This window comes from Thermoleptolyngbya oregonensis NK1-22 (assembly GCF_032705245.1).
Lineage (GTDB): Bacteria > Cyanobacteriota > Cyanobacteriia > Elainellales > Elainellaceae > Thermoleptolyngbya > Thermoleptolyngbya sichuanensis.
The window spans coordinates 5,255,189-5,277,023 of the sequence record NZ_CP053540.1; the positions used below are offsets into that span (position 1 = coordinate 5,255,189).

Sequence of the window (21,835 nt, forward strand, 5' to 3'; positions counted from 1 at the left end):
GAAGGGAGAGCGACGTTCTAGGGGCTGCCTATTCTCCCTGCTCTTCCTGCTCATAATCCCCTCCTGACCCATACTTCCAGGCATCTAGCCAGCGTGAGATGCGATAGCGCCAGGGGGGCGGCAGCGACTTGCTCCAGGGGCGGAGCGATATGCCTCCAAAACGCTTGTGCAACTGCCCGATTTGGTCTAGGCCCGCGTATAGCCCCAGGTTGGCATAATGCCAGAGCCAGCCCGCGAGAGTGCCCAGCCCCACCTGCGGGATAATTTGCAGCACAAGGCGGGGGTGTGCCACTGAGGTTCGCAGCATGGCTTGGGCCAGCGCGGGAAACTGCACCACGTCCTGCAAAAAGGGCCGCAGCACGGGGTCACCCAGCGCGGCCATATCGGCAAACACCGCCGAGAGCAGTTGATTAATCCGGTCAGGCGGTACGGTCTGATCAACCCCGACGCTCATGGCCCGCTGAAACAGCCAGGTCACAGAGAGATTGGGTTGGTAGGGTTGCAGCAGCGCTAGGGCAGAACGGTGGAGTTGGTCGGTTGCTAGGGCCTGGTGGATGCCGTCTGCCAGCCGGGGCAAGTGGCGCAGCATTGCTCCAAAGCCGCCAAAGCTGAGGGGAGATTGGCCGCCGCTGCTGTCGCCGATGGGCAAAATTCGGCTCCACTTAGGCTGGAGCGGACTTTGGCGATAGCAGGGAAAAAAGCCATAGAGCGATCGCCCAATGTTTAGCGCCTCCAGCGCCACCCCCTGATACTGCGGCAATAGCCGAAAATACTCGTCAAACAACTGCTCCAGGCTGGGGCGGCTGGGGTGTGCATCCAGATAGGTGAAGAGATACGTTGTTCTGCCATCGCGGGCGGGAAACGCCTCCCAAAAATACTGGCACTGGTTTTCAATCGGCGTGATGGAGGCAAACAGGTCGCCCGTTTCGTTGTGCGGAAAGCCCCGGGCGCAGGTGCCCACCACCATACAAACCGCATCTGGCTTCTGTCCGCCTCTCGCCTGCTGACTAATGGGCGAAAAGTGCCCCATCGCGTCTAGCAGCAGCCGCGTTTTGAACCCGTTGCCAGCCTGCACTGCCACGCCATCCGGGTGAACCGTTGCCGCAGCGAATCCCGTCTGCTCGAACAACTGCCCACCTGCTGCCAGAAATTTTGCTTTCAGCGTTTCGAGCAACTGTCGGGGACTCACGCCCACATTCAGCACGTCTCGCACCCAGAGTTCGGTACCGCCCTGAAAGGCGATGCGGGCAGGATTATATTCACTGGCGATCGCCCCCTCCAGTTCTGCCGGACTCAGCAGATGCAGGTGGACTAGCACCGCCAGTTCTCGCCGCGAAATATTCCACTCTTGGTCGCGCCCCTGCAACATTCCCCGCTCCAGCAGCGCCACCCGCCAGCCCCGCCGTACCAGCGCACAGCCCATCAGCAGCCCCAGCGTGCCGCCGCAAATCACCACGTCCCACTCGGTTTCGCCCAGTGGCTCTGAGGATTCAGTTATGACAGTGGGACAGGGAATCCTGCCCTCTCGATAGGCTTGCCACAGGGCATCGGCTCGGCGCAGCCCCACTAGCGGATTATCAGGCAAGGCAGACAGGAGGGTTTCGGCAAGTCCCATCGGTTGCTCACAGGAGTAAAGTGCGCGGGATAAAAAACCGTGTGCCCCTAGCCACCCGTCTTCAGGTTTTCCAACCCTGCGGTAACGCGGGCCGTCTCAATGCGATCGCCCTGCTGAATCTCGTCCACCACGTCCATCCCGCGGGTGACATAGCCAAACACAGCATACTGCCCATCCAAAAAGCCCAGATCCGCTAGGGTGAAATAAAACTGCGACGAAGCCGAGTCAGGAAACTGCGATCGCGCCATTGCCACAGCCCCTCGCGTGTGTTTCAGCACGGGCGCGGTTCCAGGCTCCAGCGTTTTCCCATACACGGGTTCCGCTGCACCAGCAGGCTTGATTTCTAGCGGAATGTAGCGCGGGCTGGAGGTGGCAGGGTCAATAAAGCTGCCCGTCCCCAGCATCCCTAGGGGCACACTGGCATCTTTGCTCTGGGGGTCGCCGCCCTGCACCACAAACGGCTCTGGCTCCCGCACCACGCGATGAAACATCAGCCCGTCGTAGACCCCGCGATTCACCAAATCGACGAAATTTCCGGCAGTAATCGGCGCATCCTGGCCATTCACCTGGATTTCAATGGGCGACCCCTTGACCCGAATTTCGACGGTCGCTTCGCCGTCCAGTCGTGCCAGGTTTGCGTAGGGCGTAGACGGGCTGGGAGCGGGCGTGAGGGCGGGCGATTGGGCGATCGCCGAGTCGCCAGATGCAGTACCCGAACTAGCGCTGTCCGTATTCGCCCCCGAACAGCCTCCAATTAGCATCAGGCCAACCAGTCCAATCAGGGCGAACCACCGCCCCATTTTCTGTCTCATTGCGCGTCTCCTAGCTCCTAAACTAGCTCACTCAACTTGCTACAGACCTTCCAGCGGCACACCCAAAAACCGCGCCAGTTCAGCGCCTTCGGTTTCCAGTTCTGCCAGCGCCATTGGTCGCCCCACCCGCGTCAGGGGAATGTCGCCCTTGCCTTTGATCCGCAGGTAGAGCGATCGCTTCGGGTTGAGTCCTTCTTTAATCTGCACGCGAATCGCCTGCACGTCCTCTAACTTATGAGTGACTTCAATTTTGCGGTTCTTTCCCGGAAAGCCCGACCGAAAAATCGTCAGCATCCCCGTATCCCGGTTGAACTCGTTATAGCCGCCGCCCACATCCCACAAAATCACCAGCCACAAATAGGTCGCCAGCAGCAGCGCCAACACGCCGTAAAACCCCATTACTAGCCCCTGCGGAATAAAAACGAGCTGCGTTGGGTCAGAAAACGGCAGCAGATTCACTTTCAAATAGCTGGAAATGCTGGACAGCAAGAAGCCTAGTCCTCCGCCCAAAATTACCGTCGCCCACCAATAGTTGCTCAGGCGGCGAGACCCCACAACCGTCTTCCGCAGCACGCGGCTCTCGGTGGACACACTGGATGCGGTCATACTCTCAATTTCCCAGGTCGTTTTTAATGTGTTCAGATTGAATTGATTTTGATTAGGACTTACGCGATTGTGAGGATTTCTCGCGGGTGCAGCCCGCGAGAAATCGTCCAAAACCCAGAAAATTTAATCGCAAGTGCGTAAGTCCTATTTGATATCTACTGGATATCTGGCTGAGGAGCAAAGCACCTCAATCTCGATTATGCTGCACATCTGGCCCCTCAGCCGGAGCAGATCTCTCCTCAACGGCATTCGCACTAGCCTGGTCTAAGTCCAGCGAATAACTCTCAAAGCTCAGGCCCAGCGCTAGCTCAGTTTACGACCGGCTTAATTTCCTTCCAGTCTCTCTCAGGTTTTTGCAGCGTTCTTAGAGAGTCTCCACAACCCGATATCCAGAGAAATCAAGCCATTTCGGGTTCAGCCAATGATGCGAAATCTGAAATGAGAGGTACGTATCGGATTGTAAAAATTTTCGTATGTACTTATCATATAGACAAATCTAAACTGGCTTGGTGAATTAAGAGCTGGGTACAAATACCTGCTTGGGCTTTGTTTCCCTAAAACCAAGTTGAGTCACACCACTCCAATCGGGACGCTGATTCTGGTCAAACAGAGTCACACCGTGAGAGGATTGGACTTTGCGCCATATTAAGAGGTTATGAAATGACCATAGCAATGGGAAGAGCGCAAGCCCAGCGAGGATGGTTTGACGTTCTCGACGACTGGCTAAAGCGCGACCGATTTGTCTTCGTAGGATGGTCAGGCATTCTGCTATTCCCCTGCGCCTACCTGGCGCTGGGAGGCTGGCTGACCGGCACCACCTTCGTCACCTCCTGGTACACCCACGGCATCGCCAGTTCCTACCTAGAGGGCTGCAACTTTTTGACCGCCGCCGTCTCCACCCCGCCCAACAGCCTAGGCCACAGCCTGCTGTTTTTGTGGGGACCCGAAGCCCAGTGGAACTTCACCCGCTGGTGTCAACTAGGCGGCTTGTGGACCTTCGTCGCCCTGCACGGCGCATTCGGACTGATCGGCTTCATGCTGCGACAGTTTGAGATTGCCCGTCTAGTGGGCATCCGTCCGTACAACGCCCTGGCATTCTCCGGTCCCATCGCCGTGTTTGTCAGCGTATTTCTGCTGTACCCACTAGGACAATCGGGCTGGTTCTTCGCCCCCAGCTTCGGGGTTGCCGCCATCTTCCGATTCATCCTATTCGTGCAAGGCTTCCACAACTTCACCCTGAACCCGTTCCACATGATGGGCGTGGCAGGCATCCTGGGGGGTGCGCTGTTGTGCGCCATCCACGGAGCGACCGTGGAGAACACCCTGTACGAAGACGGCGACAAAGCGAACACCTTCCGCGCCTTCAACCCGACGCAGGCAGAAGAGACCTACTCGATGGTAACCGCCAACCGCTTCTGGTCTCAGATTTTCGGGATTGCGTTTTCCAACAAGCGCTGGCTGCACTTCTTCATGCTGTTTGTGCCGGTCACGGGTCTGTGGATGGCGAGCATCGGGATTGCGGGCTTGGCGCTGAACCTGCGGGCGTATGACTTTGTGTCGCAGGAGATTCGCGCTGCGGAGGACCCTGAGTTTGAGACGTTCTACACCAAGAACATTCTGCTGAACGAGGGCATCCGCGCCTGGATGGCTCCGCAAGACCAGCCTCACGAAAACTTTGTATTCCCTGAAGAGGTACTGCCCCGTGGTAACGCTCTCTAGTAACTCAATGGTTGCCGGAAACCGCGACCAGGAATCCTCCGGGTTTGCCTGGTGGGCTGGCAACGCCCGTCTAATCAACCTTTCTGGAAAGCTGTTGGGCGCTCATGTTGCCCACGCTGGTTTGATTGTCTTCTGGGCAGGCGCGATGACGCTGTTTGAAGTGGCTCACTTCGTGCCTGAAAAGCCCATGTACGAGCAAGGGCTAATTTTGCTGCCTCACCTGGCAACGCTGGGTTGGGGCGTGGGCCCTGGTGGTGAAGTGCTGGATACCTTCCCCTACTTTGTGGTTGGGGTGCTGCACCTGATCTCCTCTGCTGTTCTGGGTCTGGGCGGGATTTACCATGCCGTTCGCGGCCCCGAAACGCTGGAAGAATACTCCTCCTTCTTTGGCTACGACTGGAAAGACAAGAACCAGATGACGAACATCATCGGGTATCACCTGATCCTGCTGGGTCTGGGTGCCTTCCTGCTGGTGTTTAAGGCGATGTTCTTCGGTGGTGTGTATGACACTTGGGCACCGGGTGGCGGTGACGTTCGCGTTATCACCAACCCGACGCTGAACCCGGTGACGATTTTTGGCTACCTGCTGAAGTCTCCCTTCGGCGGCGAAGGCTGGATCGTCAGCGTCAACAACATGGAAGACGTGATCGGTGGCCACATCTGGGTCGGCTTCATCTGCATCGCAGGTGGTGTGTGGCACATCCTGACCAAGCCGTTCGGCTGGGTGCGCCGCGCCTTTATCTGGTCGGGTGAAGCTTACCTGTCCTATAGCCTGGGCGCTCTGTCGCTGATGGGCTTTGTGGCTTCCACGATGGTTTGGTACAACAACACGGTTTATCCTAGCGAATTCTTCGGCCCCACCGGCCCCGAAGCGTCGCAGGCTCAAGCTCTCACCTTCCTGATCCGTGACCAGCGCTTGGGTGCAAACGTAGGTTCTGCTCAGGGCCCCACGGGTCTGGGTAAGTACCTGATGCGCTCTCCGACGGGTGAAATCATCTTCGGCGGTGAAACCATGCGCTTCTGGGACTTCCAGGGCCCTTGGCTGGAGCCGCTGCGTGGCCCCAATGGTCTGGATCTGGACAAGATCAAGAATGACATTCAGCCCTGGCAAGCTCGCCGCGCGGCTGAGTACATGACCCACGCGCCGCTGGGTTCTCTGAACTCTGTGGGTGGTGTGGCAACCGAAATTAACTCGGTGAACTTTGTGTCGCCTCGCGCTTGGCTGGCAACGTCTCACTTTGTGCTGGCGTTCTTCTTCCTGGTGGGTCACCTGTGGCACGCGGGTCGCGCCCGTGCTGCGGCGGCTGGCTTCGAGAAGGGCATCGACCGCGAGTCTGAGCCAGTGTTGGCAATGCCAGATATCGACTAGTCTGGCGAGTGGTATCGGCGATTAGTTGCTGACTAGTTGCTGAACTTTGTAAGCGCCCTCTGCGATTGCGGGGGGTGCTTTTTTACGCTTTTCTTATTTTTTGCTATCCGCCTAATTCCCGCTGGAGTCGATACATGACTGTATCTTCGTCTACCTGGCTGAGGATGTCCTGAATTATCGTGTTGGGCCCGTCCGGACCCCAAGTGCAGCCGCGTTCCAGGTAGGCCTGGGCAGCCTTGCCTACGCGGTAGGAACCGTATCCGGCGATCGCCCCCTGAGCCACCGCCGCACTGCCGTAGGCCATTAGCCCCCCGACGCTGTCGAACATCGCGCCCACCGCCGACGCACTCTTGCCCGCCCCCAACAGCAAGCCGCTGCCCACTTCGCCCAACAGCAGACTGCCCGAACTCCACAAAATCGCCTGGAGCAGTTTGCCCGCCTCAAAGCTGGTCATGGGCAGGCCATAGAGCTTTGCCAGATTGCGGATCATCACCAGATCGGTGACTGCGCCGCCCGCCAAGTCGAGAATGGCGATCGGGTTCACGCCGACGGCGATCGCCTTCCACTTGGCAAATTTCCAGATCAACTCCTCCGCCTGCTCCTGGTTCAGCTTCAGGGCTTTGCGGGCGATGCCCTGCTCTGTTTCTCGCGCCTGCCGCAGCGCATTTAGCGCCAGCAGCGACTTGCCTTCCTTTTGGATAATGTCCACCAGCAGCGCCCGCAATTCCTCCACTTGCGGCGGTGGCGACTCCCATTCGTGCGTCACGCTGCCGTCGGGCCATTCCACTCGCACCTGCACAGGCGCAGGCTCCGCCGACACGCGCACCACGTCTTCTGGCATGAGAAACGGACGACCGCGATCGCCCCCTTCTGCAAACAGAATTCTCAGCTTCTGGTAAATCGCGTCCCGATCTTGGTCGGGATACAAATCTGCCTTGTTAAACACCAGCAGCATGGGCTTGTGGGCCGCTTGCAGTTCTGCCAATGCTTGATATTCTGTGCGCGTAATATCGCCTGCAATGACAAACAAAATTAGGTCGGCCTGATTAGCCACGTCTCGCGCCATCTCAGCCCGCGTCTGCCCGCCCACCTCATCCAATCCTGGCGTGTCGATGAGTTCCACCCGCAGGTCGCTCTCCGGCAGCGCCCAATAGACCGAGCGGGGATACTGGGTCACGCCGTTGATCGGCCCGGTTGGCAATAGCTTTTGCCCGATGAGTCCGTTAATCACCGCCGACTTGCCCCGGCTCACCAGACCAAACACTGCAATCCTTAGCAGGCTGCAATTCAGCTTGTCCAGCGCGGCTGAAAGCTGGTTCAAATCGGTTTTGAGGGAGGTCTGAAGCTCCACATCTCCTGCGCCTCGTCGGGGCGATCGCGCCTTTTGGGTATAGCGTCCGATGGCTTGCCGTAGGCTGGCCCGCGCCCGCTGAAAATGTGTATCTTGCATTCCCAAAGGAATCAAGCCAGAGGGCGGCGCAGCAGATGAGTCGCGAGGCGGAAACTGAGTCACAGCAGAAAAGAAATTCTTCAGTTATATTTTGGACGATTCTGCCCATCGCAACGATCGGAGATCGGGAGCCTTGGAGGCGAAATTGCCGTATCCCCCCGACCAATCTGGAAAAATCCAGCCGAACCCACAGCCAAAGCGTCATCAAAGTCACAGCAATGTCCCAATCATCCAGGCTTCGATAACAGCATTCCGCCAGTCCTAACTCCTCGCTCGCCGCCATGCGCTATTGGATTCGCCATACGACAACTTATCGATACAATCGCCCGGTGACGCTTGCCCCGCATTGGGTTCGGCTGCGGCCCCGCAGCGATGTGACGCAGATCTTGCACAACTTTTCGCTGACGGTAGAGCCAGTGCCAGAGCGCATAGCCGAGAACCTGGATTTGGAGGGAAATAGCGTCCTCAAGCTGACGTTTGGCGATGAACCGCTGGAGCAGTTTCAGCTGACGACGATTTCGGAGGTGGAAACCTTTCGCACCAATCCCTTTGACTTTTTGCTGGAACCCTGGGCCAGCCGCCTGCCCATCGACTATCCCATTTCGCTGTATCGACAGCTTCAGCCCTATCTGGCTACCTCGGCGGCTGGACTGCCCGCCCTTGACCCGATTGCCCTCCAGTTGGCCAACGACCTGTGGCTGCAAACGGACGGAAACCCCGTGACCTTCCTTTGGCAGTTGAACCAGCAAATTCATGCCAACTGTCGCCACATCATTCGCGAGACAGGCGAGCCATTTCCGCCGAGCGTCACCTGGGGCAAAGAGGCGGGGTCTTGCCGCGACCTGACGGTGCTATTTACGGAAGTGTGTCGGGCTGTGGGGCTGGCGGCGCGGTTTGTTAGCGGCTATCAGGAAGCCGACGCAGGCAACGATCCCGAACTGCACGCCTGGGCAGAAGTGTACCTCCCTGGCGCGGGCTGGCGCGGCTATGACCCAACGCAGAATCTGGCAGTGGGCGATCGCTACATTGCCCTAGTGGCCAGCTCCAGCTACCGGGATGCGGCCCCCCTCAGCGGCACGCTCAAAACAGGCATCGGCGCAAGCTCAGAACTCCATACCACGCTAGAAATTGAGGCTCAGGAGTGAGCCAGCAAGGAAGTACCTGGGAAGTTTTTCTAGAAAACCTGTCTGGGAAACGTGTCTGGGAAACGTGTTTAGAAACTTGGCGTGGAGGCTTTTCAGCCTTACGGGACTGGCGCGGCTCGACTCCTAGAGCCAGCATCGAAAGCTATTGATTTCAGACAGTTTTAGGAACTTCATCACAGATTTAGACCAAAACTATGACCGTTTTTTTGCTTTTCGTTTTGATTTTTTTTCCCGTTAATTATCAAAACTGGCTAATGTGGCTAACTTTGGAGAGTAAAAGCCTTGAAAATAAAGGGTTTGAGGTTGTTAGCCAGTTTTAGAACTGGCTAACAAAGCTGCCCGCCTCTAATGCCTAAAAGCCTTGATAGTAAAGGGTTTCAGTTCTGTTAGCCAGTTTTGAAAGTGGCTAACAGAACTGGCTAACACTGGCTAACACTGGCTAGCAGATCCGGTGCGATTGCCCTCACTAAGCCAGACACACGGGAACGCGGGAACGGTTGCGCCGCTGCACCGCTTACGGAGCGCTGTCCAGATTTGCAGGAATAACGCTGGACGTGTCGAGTTAAAAACCTGCCGTCCTCTGAAGCCTTTATTTGGCAAGGCTTCTAGAAATGACCTGGGCGATGACCTGGGCGATGACCTGCGCCAGATCGCCTGCTGTGCGACGCAACTAATCAAGCGCCCAAGTGTCCAAAAAAAAATCGCTGAAACTGGTTGCTGCCTTGATTTCTGGACTGGACTAACCGCTACTTCAGAAATCAAGGCAGCAGAACGAAAGATCAAAAGATCAAGGGGTACAAGCCACGTACTACTCGTATTACAGTCCAGCCCTAGTCCAGCGCCGTAGTACACCGAACCATCCGAACCCCGAACCCCGAACCCCGAACCATCCGAACCAGAAAGAATTTTTCCGGTAACCCCCCCAGCCCCCAAGGGTATCCAGGGTAGCGATAACCGACCTCCGTCAAGGGGGGCATGGTTAAGATTCGGGCTGCGCTTGGAGGTACTGATTAGCCCCCCTTGACAGAGCCTCCCGGTTATCGCTTTGTGAACTACAGGCATGGGGGGGGCTGGGGGGGGAATGTTCTGGGGAGAATCCTTGTCCCTGTCCATGCCTGGCGGCCCGCGTTATCAACTCAAATTCCGTGCCCTCGCGCAGGCTACCTGTTTTCCCTTTCAGCCAGAATAGGGGGTAAGGAGCGAGCTATACCCGCGCCCCTTGCGGGGCTTGGGCGCTCGCCAAGGGGGCTTCGCCCCCCTGAACCCCCCTCCCCTGAATCCGACAGGAAAGCAGAAAAAGCAGAATGGTTTCTCAGAGCCGTTCCTACCGCACCAAAAGAATTAAAATCGCCCTGACAGAGGCAGAATACGCTCACCTGGTCGAGGAAGCCCAGGCGACCGGAATTCGTCTAGCGGTTCTTTGCCGGGAAAAAGCTATCAAGGGTAAGGTGGTCACGCCCGCTCCGAAAATTAATCTGGAAGCCTACCGGGTCTTGCGCGGCGCAGCGAATAACCTTAACCAGATTGCCCGATACCTGAATACCACAAAGCAAAATCCCGACCAAGCCCTGCGAGCGGCGATCGGCAAAACACTCTTGCAAGTTGATATTGTCTCCAGGGAGGTAATTGCTAGTGGCGATTGCGAAAATTAGTCGAGGGAACGGGTTTCGCGGCGTTCTGGACTACTGCTTTTCCGACCGGGATTGGCAAGAACAAAAACGAGCAACTGAGCCAGCCCTGATCGGCGGCAACATGGCCGGCAAAACCCCGCGAGAACTGGCTGCTGAATTTGGCATCGTGAGGCGAATCGCCAGTCAGCGCGTGAAAAATCCGGTCTGGCACGTTAGCCTGTCCCTGCCGCACGGTGAATGCCTCACGCCGGAGCAATGGCGTGATTTCGCCCGCGAGTTTATCGCACGAATGGGTGATTGCGCCCGTCAGCACGGTGAAACCGGAATTTGTCCCGACCTAAACCAATGGTGTCTTGTTCACCATCCAGGCAGTCCAAATCCAAATGGTGCGCTAGGCACGCACGCACACGACCACGTTCATTTGGTTTTGAATCGCACGAATCTGGAAGGAAAAACCGCAAAGCTGAGAAACGATCATCTGGACGCGCAGCGCGTGTTGCGGGAGCTAGAACGTGAGTTCGGGCTAACTCCAGTACCGAATAGTCCTGTTCTTGATCCAGACCCAGAGCAGCGCCGTCGAGCGCGGCGAGAACGGCGAGAGCGCAAACGTCGCAATATTACCCGTGGGGAGCTTGCTTGGGCGGCCCGACTGACTCGGCAAGGCAAGCCCATGCCTGATCACCTGCGAGAAAAAGTTAAGGCTTATTTTGAGTCCCGCCAGTCCCGCCAGTCCCGCCAGTCCCGCGAACCTGTAGAACCGTTAAGTCGTTGATGTTGAACTTGTTGAACTTGTTGAACCTGTTGAACTTGTTGAACTTGTTGAACTTGTTGAACCAGGCACTTTTTTTCGCACAAAAAAACCGGGGTGAAGCACCCCGGTTCTACAGGTTCTACAGGTTCTACAGGTTCTACAGGTTCTACGATTCTACAAACCCATTCAGCACAATTGCCCCGTTTGCCCAGACCACCAACCCCGCGCCCAGCAGTTCGCTGATCACGGGCTGCACTGCCTCGACTGTGTGGGGCAAGCCCTTGCCCAGGGGCTTGCCCTGCTGGAGTTCTCGCAGGGTGTGCAAGGTCTTGCCCTGCTCTGCCTTGCGCGTGAGCCACACTAATAGCCGCGTCGCCTCTGGAGTCAGCATGATGCCGGGCAGCATAGGCATCTCTGGTTCTAGCACTGCTTCACCTTTATCCTCTGGGTCTTCTGGCTCAATATCGAACCCTGTAGAACCCGTAGAACCCTTGTTGCCCAAAGGTTCTACAGGTTCTACAGCCGCCACACTTGCCACACTTGCCACACTTGCCAGCGTCGAGGTATCAGCGGGCTGATCCTCGACCATCCAGGGGAAGGGCTGTTGCTGTAACCACCGGGCGATCGCCTCATTTGCTTCGTTCTTCAGCCGTCGCGCATAGTCTTCGACGAAGCCGCGCCCGCGAATAAAGGTGAAGCACTCACGCAAGCTGCCCTGACCCTCGATGCCCAGCGTCTTGACCTCAGCACCCTGGGACAGAATCAAGAGACGAATGCGTACCTTGCGGGCTTCGCGGGCGAGTACCTGGATAACCCCGGTTGCGTTTTTGCAATAAGCGGCGATCGCCGGGTACTCATCAACCACCACATTCAGCCAGCGCCCCGTGTTAACGCCTTTGGCGTACTGCTCGTAGCGCTGTTGCATCTCGCTTTCCAGTTCTGCCAGCGCCTCGCTAATCGCCCGATAGTCGCGCCCCATTCCGACCTTCGGCACGCCAGGAAACTCCTGGGGGCGAACGTGGGGACTAATAACCAGGCGATCGCCCGGTAGCAGGTTTAGAAGCCGCTCCGCCAGGTGCGTTTTGCCCGCTCCGGTCTTGCCCAATAGCAGCAAGTGGGGGTAAAAGTCTGGACGCGCCGCCAGGTCTGCCCAGTTGAATAGGGGGGGGATGGCTGCTGGGATAGCCGCGTGCGTGTTACCTGTGCTACCCGTACCCGCTGGCAGCACCTCATCCACACTCAGGTCAGTATCTTCCAGCGCCGCCGCGCCTGCACTGAACAGGGCGCGATCCAGAATCCTAATCACGTCGCCGCGCCATTCTGCGGTGATATCCATCACGATATCGGCATAGGCGGGCTTGTTCGGGTTAAGCGCCCGTATTTCGCTCAGCCCCGCCTGCACCCGCCGAAGCATCCGGTCAAGACAGCGCTTTGCGGGCGTGTCCTCAAGTTGCCCCAGTTTGTCTTTCAGGTTTACCGGGTCAAGCTGGGAGTAGAGATAGGCGAGGGCTTCCCACCGGGGCGATCGCGTTCTGAACGCTCCGGCGAGATTGTCGTAGTCGCTATTCGGATTAAGGTCGATCGCTAAATTGCCACCATAGACCTCGCGCTGCCTGTCCATTTCCAGTAGCAGCGAAATCCCGCTCACCGCCATCCCCACAAACGCCAGCAGCTTGCGGCCAGCGGGCAAACTGCCCATAAACGGGATAGCAGCCAACGGAGCCAACCCCAGAACTTTCACTGGGAACGATTCGCGCCGCGCCTTACGCAGGCGATCGCAGTCGGCTTCAAATGCTTGTAGTTCGTCTTGCCAGGTCGCGTACACCATATTTAATACTTAATCCTCCGCAGGTAGGGACTTTTGCAGTTGAATAAACGCCTCGGCAATCTCTGAGGGAAACGCCGCCCAAAACCAAACCAGCAGCCCGCCCAAGGTGAACCCCCCAGCCAGGTACAGGCTGCTAACGATCTGAAGATCCTGCCACCAGATAAACCCGACAAACAGGGCAAACGGTAGCAACGCCCAACCCGATAGGGCCAGCTTTCCGCCTGTTGCCCCCACACGGGTACGCGCCCCCAAATACCGAATCGAGGCCCACTGGATTGCCTGAACGGCGATCGCCAGGAAGCAAGTGCAGCCCAGCAGGAACCACTCCCAACCGTCAAAGCTATTAATAAGCGCCTGGATATTCTCAGAAGCCACGCTCCACGCCACGCCCGGTTTAGGCAGGACAGGGACGGGTAACGTGCCCGCGCTCAGGCTGTAGCTCTCTGCTGCCAGCGCCATCCCGATCAGCAAAATCAGCATGGCTACAACGCTGAGAATCGAGCGCTGAAAGAACGTTTTGAGCCATGCCAGCGCCAACCCCAGGAATAAATGCAAAGACGATGCGCCTTTGGCGATCGCCTTTTGCCCACGTTCCTGTTTTTCCAGAAACGCATCGCCTCGCGGTTGGGTGTGGCTGGGTTTGCGCTCTGGCGTGCGCTTTGCGGCTGCCCGCTGCCGATCCCGCTCAAGTCGGGATTCTGGATTGCTGGTCTGGGGCGAGGGCGAGGGCGAGGGTGAGGGTGAGGGTGAGGGTGAGGGCGAGGGTGATCTTGCTGGGGTCTGGATATTAGTTTTAGTCGTGTCGTTCACAGTTTTGCCTCCGAGTTTGCGTGATGGCGGCAAGGGCGATCGCCCCGAACAATCCGAACGTTGCGCGGCTGGGGCTATTACGTGGACTGTAGAAAAACAGCAGCAGCAGGGTCACGCCTGCCACCGCACAACACCGCGCCCCCGCCATTATCCCTGTCCTCCCTGCGCCGTTTGAGTTTGGTAGACCACGGGCGGCGCGGGCGGAATCCCGACGCACTGCACAGAGTCGGCATCCAGGAAAACAAACTGCCGCTGCTCGAACCGACCGATACAGCGCCCCGTCGCGTCATACACCACGCCCATCGCGCCGACGGGCACAGGTGGGATTTGCGGCGGCTGCCCCGCTACGTAGCTGTAGCCTCGCAGCCAGTAGAACCCGTTGCCGGGAATAATCTCGATCTGCGTAGAACCGTTATTGGATAAGGGTTCTACAGGTTCTACAGGTTCTACAAGTTCTACAGAGGCAGGGGCGATCGCCTCTGGGGGAATAATGGCGGTGGCGGTGATTAGCGCTCCAATTGCGCTACCGAGTAAACGGGCATTCAAAACATTCATGGGGCATCTCCAGAATCGAGTGAAGAAAGAAATACAGCCCTGCGAAGCTGCCGGGGTCGAAGCTCAGCAGGGCCGATAGACAGACCAGTAGAAGCAAAAATTTCATTGCAGGTAGTGCTGGGCGGTATGGCAGGGCGAGATGGGTTTCTCGAAATGGAGTAGATAGACGCTGGGCATTTCGTCAATCCTCCAGTTCTTCAGCTTCGTCTTCAGCTTCGACGGCTTCGGCGACCTCCATCAGGGCATCAGTCGTCGCGTCTAGCGCGTCCTCCAAGTCGTTAATTTCGTCCCCCAGGTCAGCGATCAGGCTGTAGGCTTCGTCGGCTGTGCAAGCGTCCATGTCGCTGGCAAGGGCGGCGATCTCCTCCAAAAGGGCGATCGCGTCGGCGATGTGCCCGCAGATCTTGCTTTTGGCGATCTTGGCGGCCGATAGAGCAGATTCGGTTGATTTGGCTGTTAACATGGCGGTGTCTTGTGTTGATAAGGGGACAGGGCGATCGCTCACCTGGGTATGCAGGGCGATCGCCTTTTTCGTGCGTTTTCGTGCGTTATTCGGACTACCACTCCACGCGCTCCAGATTGGCGTGGGGGCGAATCTTGTAAGGCAGGCTGCGATCACCCGTCCAGACCTTCAGCCAATAGGCGGCTTCGTCTTGCCAGGTGTCGAGCGTGCGCGGGCGAGTACGGCTGGCGATGGCGATCGCCACTTCAAACTCGCGCTCGGTTTCGGATCGAAAGGTATAGACAGGCATGGCTTTTTTCCTCTGTTTCTGTTTGGCAGGGTATAGAGCCGCTACTCAGGGCGAGGGCGAGGGCGAGGGCGATCGCCCCTAGCAGCACCAGGAACAGAATCAGGGCGACGCACCAGAGTCGCCAGCGGCGGGCTTTCCCAGGTCTTGCACCGCACCGAGCGCAGTTTGCAGCGCGGCGGTTTCCTGGCTGAGGGCAGAATTTAGTAGGTTTGCGCGTTCTTGATAAAGCCGCTTCTCCAGGTGAAGATGCTGGGCCTTCTGAGCGATCGCTTCTTTCGCTTGCTGGGTCTGGCGTAACCGCGCCTCGCGGGCCGCCAAGTCCTGCTGCATTGCGTCGGTGATCTGGTCTGCTACCTGCAAAAACTGCTCTGCCACTGCCAGCGGGTCTTCGATACTCACTTCGTCGCTCGTGCGGAGCGCTTCCAGGCTGTAATTCTGGGGCAGTTCGGGCGATCGCAACACAATCCGGTGATTACCTGACTCGACGGTGACCTGGGCGACCTGGGGGGCGATCGCCGTCGGCTCCGGCTTGTTTTCAGTCTTGTCTTCGATGCCGTATTCGAGCTTGAGACGGGCGATCGCCTCATCGTCTAGCCCGTTGCTGGTGTCGATTCCGAGTCGTTTGCAGTCACGATAAACCGTCGTCTTGGGTAAGTCGTATTCTCGGCAGAACTGCGTTAAGGGCTTGAAGGGCTTCTCGGCAAACATTGGGGCATACCTCAAAAAGCTTGTGGGAACTAGCTGGAACGCTTGGAACGGGCTAGGAACAAAGGCGATCGTTCAAGCCTAGTTCCCGCGCTGTTCCTGTTTTGTTCCGTCTTGCGCTATATCTTAGACACGGTGTACACACTTTTGCAACAAAGTTTGCTTAAAGTTTTATCACTGTTTTGATTTAGTTGTGCCACCATGATACTACTTAGGGGTAAATTTAACCCCATCGTTTAACCTGAGAGGTGATAGCTGTGAGTTTGTTTGAGAACGTGGCGACTGACAAAGCTCGGATCGTGGCCTACTGCACCCATGACATGAAGCGCAAGCTAGAGAAGCTTGCCGATTTACGATTCCGGAGTGTCAGTAATCTAATCGAAGCTGTCCTAGCCGAAGAAATTGCCAGAGCAGAGGCTAGCGGCGAACTGCCACCAAGCGACCAAGGCAAGTAGGGAGGAAACTGGAGGGGGGGGTTCAGGGGGGCGAAGCCCCCTTGGCGAGCGCCCAAGCCCCGTAAGGGGCGCGGGTATAGCTCGCTCCTCACCCCTCATTCCCGGATCTGTGGCTCCAATTCTGTGGCTCAGAGTGCCCTGCCCAGCAGATCCCCCCCCCAGCCCCCCATGCCTATTACCCAACCAGCGGCGACCGGGAGGCTCTGTCAAGGGGGGCTAATCAGTACCTCCAAGCGCAGCCCGAATCTTAACCATGCCCCCCTTGACGGAGGTCGGTCGCCGCTACCCTGGATACCCCTGGGGCTGGGGGGGGGTTACCGGAAAAATTCTTTCTGGTTCGGGGTTCGGGGTTCGGGGTTCGGATGGCTCTTTATCTCGGTTCTTATCTCGACTCCTACTCCGATTCCTACTTTGCTTACAGTTCTTGTTAGGAACGAAACGAAAATCTGGGCAGCTAGTTAACACTTGGAAATGTGGTTGACAAGTGATTGACTTTCAACCCTGTTCCCTGAAAGCCAGATTTGTAGGCGCATACAGCGTGTCTAGCTGTAAAGAATCGGAGGGAAAGATTGAGCTTAAAAAAATAGGAGAAGGCTTGATTACTGGAAGAAATTTGCTATTATTTTTTTCAAACTATCAAGTATAACTTTCGTAACTTACCCGACAAATGCAGCGTTTTGATACCAAAAAACAAATTAAGGCCTTCAAGCTGCCTCCCGTGCAGGTAGAGCAGCTAAGAAACTACGCCGAAAAAAATCAAATCTCAGAAGCCGAAATTATCCGGGCGGCCCTAAGAGCCTATTTCGCGTCTCAAAAAGTTCAAGAAAATAAAGATTCCTAGATCCCAGAAAGCAAAAAAAAAGGAGCGCTCTTATACACTCCTTTTCGAGTTTTGTTTATTTTGATCGATTTTATGATTCTACAAAAAAATCTAACACAAATCAATTCCCGTCTCAACCGCTGGGAAGCTCGCCTAGTCTGCGATCCAGGCGATCCGCTAACCGCCGACCTGCTCGTCGAGGGTAGCCCAATCCACCACGAGATTAGGATTACGATCTGGGGTTCGGTCGGCCCGCTGGACGATGCGATCGCCGCCGCCCAGGTCGCCCTCGAAGCCTACGCCGACACGATCGCCCAGGCGGGCCGGAGGGTAGCCTAATGCTAATGATCGATCGTTCAAAGCTTACACCAGAGGTCGATTCTAACTTCCCCTGCCCGGTTTGCGGCGCGACGAGCGGCTGCCGGGCTAATCGAGAAATCGCGTTTTGCCGGGGCGATCGCCGCCGCCCAAAAAAAATCGGCTGGCGACGGTGGGGGCAGGAGGGCGATTTTTCGGTCTGGGCGACTTTATCTGGGCAAGATCTCCTGGAGGCAAAACTCGAACTAAGAACGGATCAGGGCAGGGAAAAGGGCGAAAAGGGCGAAAAGGGCGATCGCCCTGCGTCTACCGAAGCGGAAGGGCGATCGCCCTCGCAAATCGCCTACGAGGCTTTATATAGCGATCGCCCGTGGGCCACGATTCTGGGCAGGCTCTATCGCTGGGCGGGAACCCACTACGAATTGGCTTCAGACGATACGGAGCTAAAGCGAATCGCCGAATTCTTTAATAACTTTTCGGTCGAAAAGAAAGGGCGACTTACTTATCCTTACGCCGCCGACAGGCACGTCCGAAACGCCCTCGCCTGGGTCAAATTAATTACCGCGATTGATCCCAGTGCGGTGAATCCTTCCGGCGCGATAAATTGCACGAACGGCGTTCTCGTTTTCGACTGGAAGGGTAATTACCCTACCCCGCGCCTGGAGCCGCACGACCCGACCCGGCACTACTTCCTGAATCCGCCGGGCACGGCTTACGACCCTAACGCGCCTACTGGAGATTGCGATCGCCTGCTGGCTGCGCTAGACCCACCAGAACAGCAGATTCTATTACGGACTATCGCCGCCTCGATCGATATCGACCGAGTACGAAAATTTCACGGGCGACTAGTTAGAGGAGTACTAGCGCAAGGCGTAGGCAGTAACGGGAAAGACGCGCACCGCGAGGCTTTCAGCCAGATTTTTGGCGGGGCGGGGTTAATTTCAGCAGGCTTTGAAGACTTTGCCCAGTACGACGACGGCCGGAAATTCCCGCTGGCAGGGCTTCGGAGCGCCCGAATTAGCTGGGCTTCGGAGAATCGCCCTGGAATTAATCTCGACAAACTGCAAAGCTTGAAACGAGCGATCACGGGCGACCCGCTCCACTTCGAGCTTAAGGGCCGCGATCACGAAGAATTTCTTCCGAAAGCGGTTTTAATCTTTAATATTAACGATCTTCCCAATCTAAAGGCAGGACTAGAGGCAATCAAAACCCGTTTCGCCATCCTGACCTACCGGAAAATCTATAAGACTGGGGCCGACCCGGAGCGCGGCGAGATCGAAGCCGACCCCAGGTTTAAGTACGACCCGGAGTTTCTTAGAAAAAACGTTTTGCCCGCGCTTCTGAATCGCCTGGTCGAAGCGTTCCAGGCGCTAATCGTAGAGGGAATCGATTATAGCCCGTGCGATTGCGCCCTCGAAAAAATAAAAATTTACAATAGCCACCTCTTCGAGTTCAGTCTCGAATCCGGGCTAACGCCAGACCGCGATTCCGTTATCCCGATTAAAGAGTTTTGGGCGCGTTTAGAATCGTGGTATCGATCGACTGAGGTACTGACCTGGCAGAAGAATTGCAACGCCTGGGCAGAACCAATCAGGCGCGGCGACGACTGGGTAAAAGGCGCAAACCAAATCTATAACCGATTCTCGGCACTATTTCCGTCGATCGAGCTAGTTAACCTGGGCGGCAATCGCAGGGGAATTAAAGGACTAAAGTTCGTGCCTCCGCGCCCAAGCTCGACCGTGCTGCCAGAGCCAGAGCCAGAGCTAAAACCAGAGCCAGAGCTAGAACCAGAGCAACCGACCCCAGCGCCGCAATCACACCAAGTGGGCGATCGCGTTATCGTTAGCGCCTCTGGACTCGACGGAATAATCACCCGGATAGAGGGCGATCGCGCCTTAGTAGACGGGCAAAAGGTTTTTGGCTGGTTTGCTTGTGTTGAGCTAGAAGCGCCCAGGCTCCTGGAAGTTAGCGGGAGGGCGGGCCCGTGAGGGGTCGATAACTAACTCAGACGGACGCGCCGCCCGCATTGGCACAACCCAAACCCCCCACCAGATCCCGAAAGAAATGCATCGCGAAGAAATCAAAGCCTTGATTCGTGAAGTACTGGCTGAGGTCTTTTCCGAAAAACTTCCGGTCAGCGACGACGGACTGCAAGACACCCGCACCGCCTGGAAGACGCTGGGATACCCCAGCTACGACGCAATGTACAAAGATGTGAGGGCGGGGCTATTGCGGGAGGGCAAAGAAGTGCTAGATCGGCGCAAACCAGGCGCGAAGATTGCCCGCTGGGTTGTTGATATCGCAGCGGCAAAAGCACGACTCGCCCAGCCACCGGATCAGCGACGGAGTATTTAGGCTGGCGGTTTGGGGCGATCGCCCCGCTCCATCACCTGCCTAGCCGCTTCCTGGTTTGCCTTCAGGCTGATATGACGGTGGTAGGTTTCCAGGTGTTCTTTGGGGCTGTGGCCCATTAGCGCGGCGGCGGTGGTGACAGGCAGCTTAAACGTCACTGAAGACCTGACCCCATAGGCGTGGCGAAGGTTATAGGGCGAAAACGGAACTCCATAGCGCCTAAAGCCGCGAGCAACTTTATCGCCCAGCTTGCCCGCCTCATAAAGCTGCTGCACGTTCTGGATATTTGGCAGCATGGGCGATCGCAGCCCCCATTCTTCGACCCATTCAGGATAGAGCGGCTGGAAGACTAGGCGCGGGCCTGTTTTGCCCTGCGTCACCTGCAAGCCTTCCTCTGTCCAGTGGCAGAAAAAAACCTCATGGTCACGCAATCCACACGCCGCCATGATGCCGAACACCCAGCGCCACGCGGGATTAGGAATAGCAGCCCAGGCACGGGCGATCGCCTCATCGCTGGGCAAATCTCGGTCTTTTACCTTGGAGCCGCCATAGTTCCCTTGGTATTGCAGCAAATCGACATCTAAGCCAGCGAAGCGGGCAAGATGCTGCAACTTTTTGCACGTTTCTTTTCGGTTACGGGTATTGCGCTCGGTGGATTGCACTAGAGACTTAAGGATGTCCCCAGTTAGCGGCTGATCCTGGGGCAGGCGACTAAAAACCTTTTCCCAATGGTTCTCCCAAGTCGAAGGCTTTAGCGTGTGGGTTTCCAGGTAATAAGCCTTGAATTCCTTTACCCACTGCGCTATCGGCTTGCCCTGCGGCGTTTTTTCGATAGGCATATAAGCCGTCCAGTCAAACTGACCAGCCACCAGCCTTGACCCCAGTAGCCGCGCCTCGCCTTCTGCACGCCTGAAGCCTTCGGGGTTGGCGGGCAGCTTCAGAAATATGCGCTGTCGGTAGGGCTTGGGGCGATCGCTGCATGGTTTAGGCGGCAACGTGGCCCGCAGTGCCAGCATCCCGCCTATCTGCTCTACCGACACCTTAACGCGCCCCTCTTTAAGCCGCTGATTTACTGCTTCGAGCGTCCATTCAGTCTTGGAAACCGCCATAGGTTAGCCAGTTATTAGCCAGTTGTTAGCCAGTGTTAGCCAGTTTGTTAGTCAGAATTAGCCAGTTTTGAAAGTGGCTAACATGCTCAAACCCTTGATATACAAGAGTTTTGCTGTCTAGGTTAGCCAGATGAGTCAGTTTTGGCAGTTACTTCTATTTATATGTGTGCGTGTTATGTGCGTGCGATCGCTGCTGCACTGCTCACAAAATCATTGCTTCGGCAAGGCTGTGACCATTTATGACCCAAACTATGACCAGATTACCGGAAACCGCCAACGTATCTACGCCATTTCAGGCTTTGTCAGAAATTACACAAAAGCGCCCAAATCCTTTACTACCAGTGCTTTTGAGGTTAACGGGACTGGCGCGGCTCGAACGCGCGACCTATCGCTTAGGAGGCGATCGCTCTATCCAACTGAGCTACAGCCCCAGGGGTGAACTGGGATAACCCAACGTTTCTAAGCCAATCATAGCAGCAACCCAAAAGGAGGCAGCGACAGACGGTAAACACGCCCCAGCGGATTACGGTTCACCGTCAATCCTAATCGCGCCTGCTTTTTACACTAAAAACATGCAGCATAACCAAGCCCTTAGGAACATCAACAACATTCGACTCAAGCAAACAGAGCAGGAAATCGTCCCTCTAGAGGCAATTTCCGCCTGCATTGATGCATCGATTCAGCGTGAGGTTGATCAGTGTGCGTCTGTTGTCAGACAGGTTTGCACGCAAGGCGGCGATCGCTCCCCAGACTGCAAACCAGTGGCGAATTCACAACCGCCCTACCCCAGGTTCGGGAAATACGACTTCATCGAACTCGGAAAAGGTACGCAGTATATAGATTGGGAACCACTGCCGCCCACGGGTTTGGCTAGTGCTGGCTGAAGGCACTCTATCCTCAGAGAGTGTGCAGCTTGAGAGGGTACGTAACCCAAACGCTGCGTTACTGGTGAAACACGTCACTGGTGAAACACGTTACTTGTGAGACGTAGTTCACAAACAGCGCCCAGACCGCTGGGCCTGGCGATCGCATT

At 56.6% G+C, this 21,835-nt stretch carries 22 protein-coding genes and 1 tRNA gene; 10 read left to right on the plus strand and 13 right to left on the minus strand.

The window, feature by feature from the left end; translation table 11 throughout:
• Positions 1-28: 28 nt before the first annotated feature.
• From HNI00_RS21845 to HNI00_RS21855, 3 genes are read right to left on the minus strand one after another with little or no spacing between them, the layout of a single operon-like run.
• Positions 29-1,615 carry an NAD(P)/FAD-dependent oxidoreductase gene (locus HNI00_RS21845; protein ID WP_316789487.1) on the minus strand — a complete coding sequence of 529 codons (1,587 nt, stop codon included), beginning with the start codon at positions 1,613-1,615 and terminating at the stop codon, positions 29-31.
• A gap of 47 nt (positions 1,616-1,662) precedes the next feature.
• Complete coding sequence (locus HNI00_RS21850) at positions 1,663-2,427, minus strand: peptidylprolyl isomerase (protein WP_316789489.1); 765 nt, start codon at positions 2,425-2,427, stop codon at positions 1,663-1,665.
• A 39-nt stretch (positions 2,428-2,466) separates the two neighbouring features.
• Positions 2,467-3,033, minus strand: a complete 567-nt coding sequence (locus tag HNI00_RS21855) for a photosystem I assembly protein Ycf4 (RefSeq protein ID WP_316789490.1) — start codon at positions 3,031-3,033, stop codon at positions 2,467-2,469.
• Positions 3,034-3,693: 660 nt separating this feature from the next.
• On the opposite strand from HNI00_RS21855, the gene psbD reads away from it, so the two are divergent.
• Together psbD and psbC are read left to right on the plus strand one after the other, a co-directional pair.
• Complete coding sequence (gene psbD / locus HNI00_RS21860; RefSeq protein ID WP_172358603.1) at positions 3,694-4,752, plus strand: photosystem II D2 protein (photosystem q(a) protein); 1,059 nt, start codon at positions 3,694-3,696, stop codon at positions 4,750-4,752.
• On the plus strand, positions 4,736-6,121 hold the full coding sequence (gene psbC / locus HNI00_RS21865) for a photosystem II reaction center protein CP43 (RefSeq protein ID WP_068511737.1): 1,386 nt from the start codon (positions 4,736-4,738) through the stop codon (positions 6,119-6,121). Before psbD ends, psbC begins: the two co-directional genes overlap by 17 nt.
• A gap of 103 nt (positions 6,122-6,224) precedes the next feature.
• On the opposite strand, the gene HNI00_RS21870 is transcribed toward psbC, so the two are convergent.
• Positions 6,225-7,571: a GTP-binding protein gene (locus HNI00_RS21870; protein WP_420156417.1), complete on the minus strand. Its 1,347-nt coding sequence runs from the start codon at positions 7,569-7,571 to the stop codon at positions 6,225-6,227.
• A gap of 281 nt (positions 7,572-7,852) precedes the next feature.
• Between HNI00_RS21870 and HNI00_RS21875 the strand changes: the two genes are divergently transcribed.
• The 3 genes from HNI00_RS21875 to HNI00_RS21885 all read left to right on the plus strand — a co-directional run bounded on the left by HNI00_RS21875 (position 7,853) and on the right by HNI00_RS21885 (position 11,119).
• Positions 7,853-8,716, plus strand: coding sequence for a transglutaminase family protein (locus HNI00_RS21875; protein ID WP_316789501.1), 864 nt, complete (start codon positions 7,853-7,855; stop codon positions 8,714-8,716).
• 1,304 nt (positions 8,717-10,020) lie between these two features.
• The gene (locus HNI00_RS21880; RefSeq protein WP_316789504.1) at positions 10,021-10,368 is read left to right on the plus strand and encodes a plasmid mobilization protein; all 348 of its coding nucleotides are present in this window, start codon (positions 10,021-10,023) and stop codon (positions 10,366-10,368) included.
• Positions 10,349-11,119 carry a relaxase/mobilization nuclease domain-containing protein gene (locus HNI00_RS21885; RefSeq protein WP_316789506.1) on the plus strand — a complete coding sequence of 257 codons (771 nt, stop codon included), beginning with the start codon at positions 10,349-10,351 and terminating at the stop codon, positions 11,117-11,119. Before HNI00_RS21880 ends, HNI00_RS21885 begins: the two co-directional genes overlap by 20 nt.
• A 145-nt stretch (positions 11,120-11,264) precedes the next feature.
• On the opposite strand, the gene HNI00_RS21890 is transcribed toward HNI00_RS21885, so the two are convergent.
• From HNI00_RS21890 to HNI00_RS21920, 7 genes are all read right to left on the minus strand, one after another.
• Positions 11,265-12,926: a P-loop NTPase family protein gene (locus HNI00_RS21890; RefSeq protein WP_316789507.1), complete on the minus strand. Its 1,662-nt coding sequence runs from the start codon at positions 12,924-12,926 to the stop codon at positions 11,265-11,267.
• A 9-nt stretch (positions 12,927-12,935) separates the two neighbouring features.
• Complete coding sequence (locus HNI00_RS21895) at positions 12,936-13,736, minus strand: hypothetical protein (RefSeq protein WP_316789509.1); 801 nt, start codon at positions 13,734-13,736, stop codon at positions 12,936-12,938.
• Positions 13,720-13,884 (minus strand): hypothetical protein, encoded by a 165-nt coding sequence (locus HNI00_RS21900; protein WP_316789511.1) that lies wholly within the window; start codon positions 13,882-13,884, stop codon positions 13,720-13,722. Before HNI00_RS21900 ends, HNI00_RS21895 begins: the two co-directional genes overlap by 17 nt.
• Complete coding sequence (locus HNI00_RS21905; RefSeq protein WP_316789513.1) at positions 13,884-14,291, minus strand: hypothetical protein; 408 nt, start codon at positions 14,289-14,291, stop codon at positions 13,884-13,886. Before HNI00_RS21905 ends, HNI00_RS21900 begins: the two co-directional genes overlap by 1 nt.
• A gap of 181 nt (positions 14,292-14,472) precedes the next feature.
• Positions 14,473-14,754, minus strand: a complete 282-nt coding sequence (locus tag HNI00_RS21910) for a hypothetical protein (RefSeq protein WP_316789515.1) — start codon at positions 14,752-14,754, stop codon at positions 14,473-14,475.
• A gap of 94 nt (positions 14,755-14,848) precedes the next feature.
• The gene (locus tag HNI00_RS21915; protein ID WP_316789517.1) at positions 14,849-15,043 is read right to left on the minus strand and encodes a hypothetical protein; all 195 of its coding nucleotides are present in this window, start codon (positions 15,041-15,043) and stop codon (positions 14,849-14,851) included.
• 99 nt (positions 15,044-15,142) lie between these two features.
• A complete protein-coding gene (locus tag HNI00_RS21920) occupies positions 15,143-15,751 on the minus strand; it encodes a hypothetical protein (RefSeq protein WP_316789519.1) in 609 nt (202 codons plus the stop codon).
• A 254-nt stretch (positions 15,752-16,005) separates the two neighbouring features.
• On the opposite strand from HNI00_RS21920, the gene HNI00_RS21925 reads away from it, so the two are divergent.
• The 5 genes from HNI00_RS21925 to HNI00_RS21945 all read left to right on the plus strand — a co-directional run bounded on the left by HNI00_RS21925 (position 16,006) and on the right by HNI00_RS21945 (position 19,696).
• Positions 16,006-16,203, plus strand: a complete 198-nt coding sequence (locus HNI00_RS21925; protein ID WP_316789521.1) for a ribbon-helix-helix protein, CopG family — start codon at positions 16,006-16,008, stop codon at positions 16,201-16,203.
• A gap of 667 nt (positions 16,204-16,870) precedes the next feature.
• Positions 16,871-17,044, plus strand: a complete 174-nt coding sequence (locus HNI00_RS21930) for a ribbon-helix-helix domain-containing protein (RefSeq protein WP_316789523.1) — start codon at positions 16,871-16,873, stop codon at positions 17,042-17,044.
• Positions 17,045-17,116: 72 nt separating this feature from the next.
• Positions 17,117-17,362, plus strand: a complete 246-nt coding sequence (locus tag HNI00_RS21935; protein ID WP_316789525.1) for a hypothetical protein — start codon at positions 17,117-17,119, stop codon at positions 17,360-17,362.
• Positions 17,362-19,329, plus strand: coding sequence for a hypothetical protein (locus HNI00_RS21940; protein ID WP_316789526.1), 1,968 nt, complete (start codon positions 17,362-17,364; stop codon positions 19,327-19,329). Before HNI00_RS21935 ends, HNI00_RS21940 begins: the two co-directional genes overlap by 1 nt.
• 76 nt (positions 19,330-19,405) lie before the next feature.
• On the plus strand, positions 19,406-19,696 hold the full coding sequence (locus HNI00_RS21945; protein ID WP_316789528.1) for a hypothetical protein: 291 nt from the start codon (positions 19,406-19,408) through the stop codon (positions 19,694-19,696).
• Here the strand turns inward: HNI00_RS21945 and HNI00_RS21950 are convergent.
• Both HNI00_RS21950 and HNI00_RS21955 read right to left on the minus strand, forming a co-directional pair.
• Positions 19,693-20,802 carry a site-specific integrase gene (locus tag HNI00_RS21950; protein WP_316789530.1) on the minus strand — a complete coding sequence of 370 codons (1,110 nt, stop codon included), beginning with the start codon at positions 20,800-20,802 and terminating at the stop codon, positions 19,693-19,695. The genes HNI00_RS21945 and HNI00_RS21950 overlap by 4 nt on opposite strands.
• A 357-nt stretch (positions 20,803-21,159) precedes the next feature.
• Positions 21,160-21,233 (minus strand) — tRNA-Arg (locus HNI00_RS21955).
• Positions 21,234-21,835 lie beyond the last annotated feature (602 nt).

Excerpts from the sequence above, each read along its gene's own strand:
- HNI00_RS21845 (WP_316789487.1), bottom strand. The coding sequence starts at position 1,615 with ATGGGACTTGCCGAAACCCTCCTGTCTGCCTTGCCTGATAATCCGCTA.
- HNI00_RS21850 (WP_316789489.1), bottom strand. The coding sequence starts at position 2,427 with ATGAGACAGAAAATGGGGCGGTGGTTCGCCCTGATTGGACTGGTTGGC.
- HNI00_RS21855 (WP_316789490.1), bottom strand. The coding sequence starts at position 3,033 with ATGACCGCATCCAGTGTGTCCACCGAGAGCCGCGTGCTGCGGAAGACG.
- psbD (WP_172358603.1), top strand. The coding sequence starts at position 3,694 with ATGACCATAGCAATGGGAAGAGCGCAAGCCCAGCGAGGATGGTTTGAC.
- HNI00_RS21870 (WP_420156417.1), bottom strand. The coding sequence starts at position 7,571 with ATGCAAGATACACATTTTCAGCGGGCGCGGGCCAGCCTACGGCAAGCC.
- HNI00_RS21875 (WP_316789501.1), top strand. The coding sequence starts at position 7,853 with ATGCGCTATTGGATTCGCCATACGACAACTTATCGATACAATCGCCCG.
- HNI00_RS21880 (WP_316789504.1), top strand. The coding sequence starts at position 10,021 with ATGGTTTCTCAGAGCCGTTCCTACCGCACCAAAAGAATTAAAATCGCC.
- HNI00_RS21890 (WP_316789507.1), bottom strand. The coding sequence starts at position 12,926 with ATGGTGTACGCGACCTGGCAAGACGAACTACAAGCATTTGAAGCCGAC.
- HNI00_RS21900 (WP_316789511.1), bottom strand. The coding sequence starts at position 13,884 with ATGGCGGGGGCGCGGTGTTGTGCGGTGGCAGGCGTGACCCTGCTGCTG.
- HNI00_RS21905 (WP_316789513.1), bottom strand. The coding sequence starts at position 14,291 with ATGAATGTTTTGAATGCCCGTTTACTCGGTAGCGCAATTGGAGCGCTA.
- HNI00_RS21910 (WP_316789515.1), bottom strand. The coding sequence starts at position 14,754 with ATGTTAACAGCCAAATCAACCGAATCTGCTCTATCGGCCGCCAAGATC.
- HNI00_RS21915 (WP_316789517.1), bottom strand. The coding sequence starts at position 15,043 with ATGCCTGTCTATACCTTTCGATCCGAAACCGAGCGCGAGTTTGAAGTG.
- HNI00_RS21920 (WP_316789519.1), bottom strand. The coding sequence starts at position 15,751 with ATGTTTGCCGAGAAGCCCTTCAAGCCCTTAACGCAGTTCTGCCGAGAA.
- HNI00_RS21930 (WP_316789523.1), top strand. The coding sequence starts at position 16,871 with ATGCAGCGTTTTGATACCAAAAAACAAATTAAGGCCTTCAAGCTGCCT.
- HNI00_RS21935 (WP_316789525.1), top strand. The coding sequence starts at position 17,117 with ATGATTCTACAAAAAAATCTAACACAAATCAATTCCCGTCTCAACCGC.
- HNI00_RS21940 (WP_316789526.1), top strand. The coding sequence starts at position 17,362 with ATGCTAATGATCGATCGTTCAAAGCTTACACCAGAGGTCGATTCTAAC.
- HNI00_RS21945 (WP_316789528.1), top strand. The coding sequence starts at position 19,406 with ATGCATCGCGAAGAAATCAAAGCCTTGATTCGTGAAGTACTGGCTGAG.
- HNI00_RS21950 (WP_316789530.1), bottom strand. The coding sequence starts at position 20,802 with ATGGCGGTTTCCAAGACTGAATGGACGCTCGAAGCAGTAAATCAGCGG.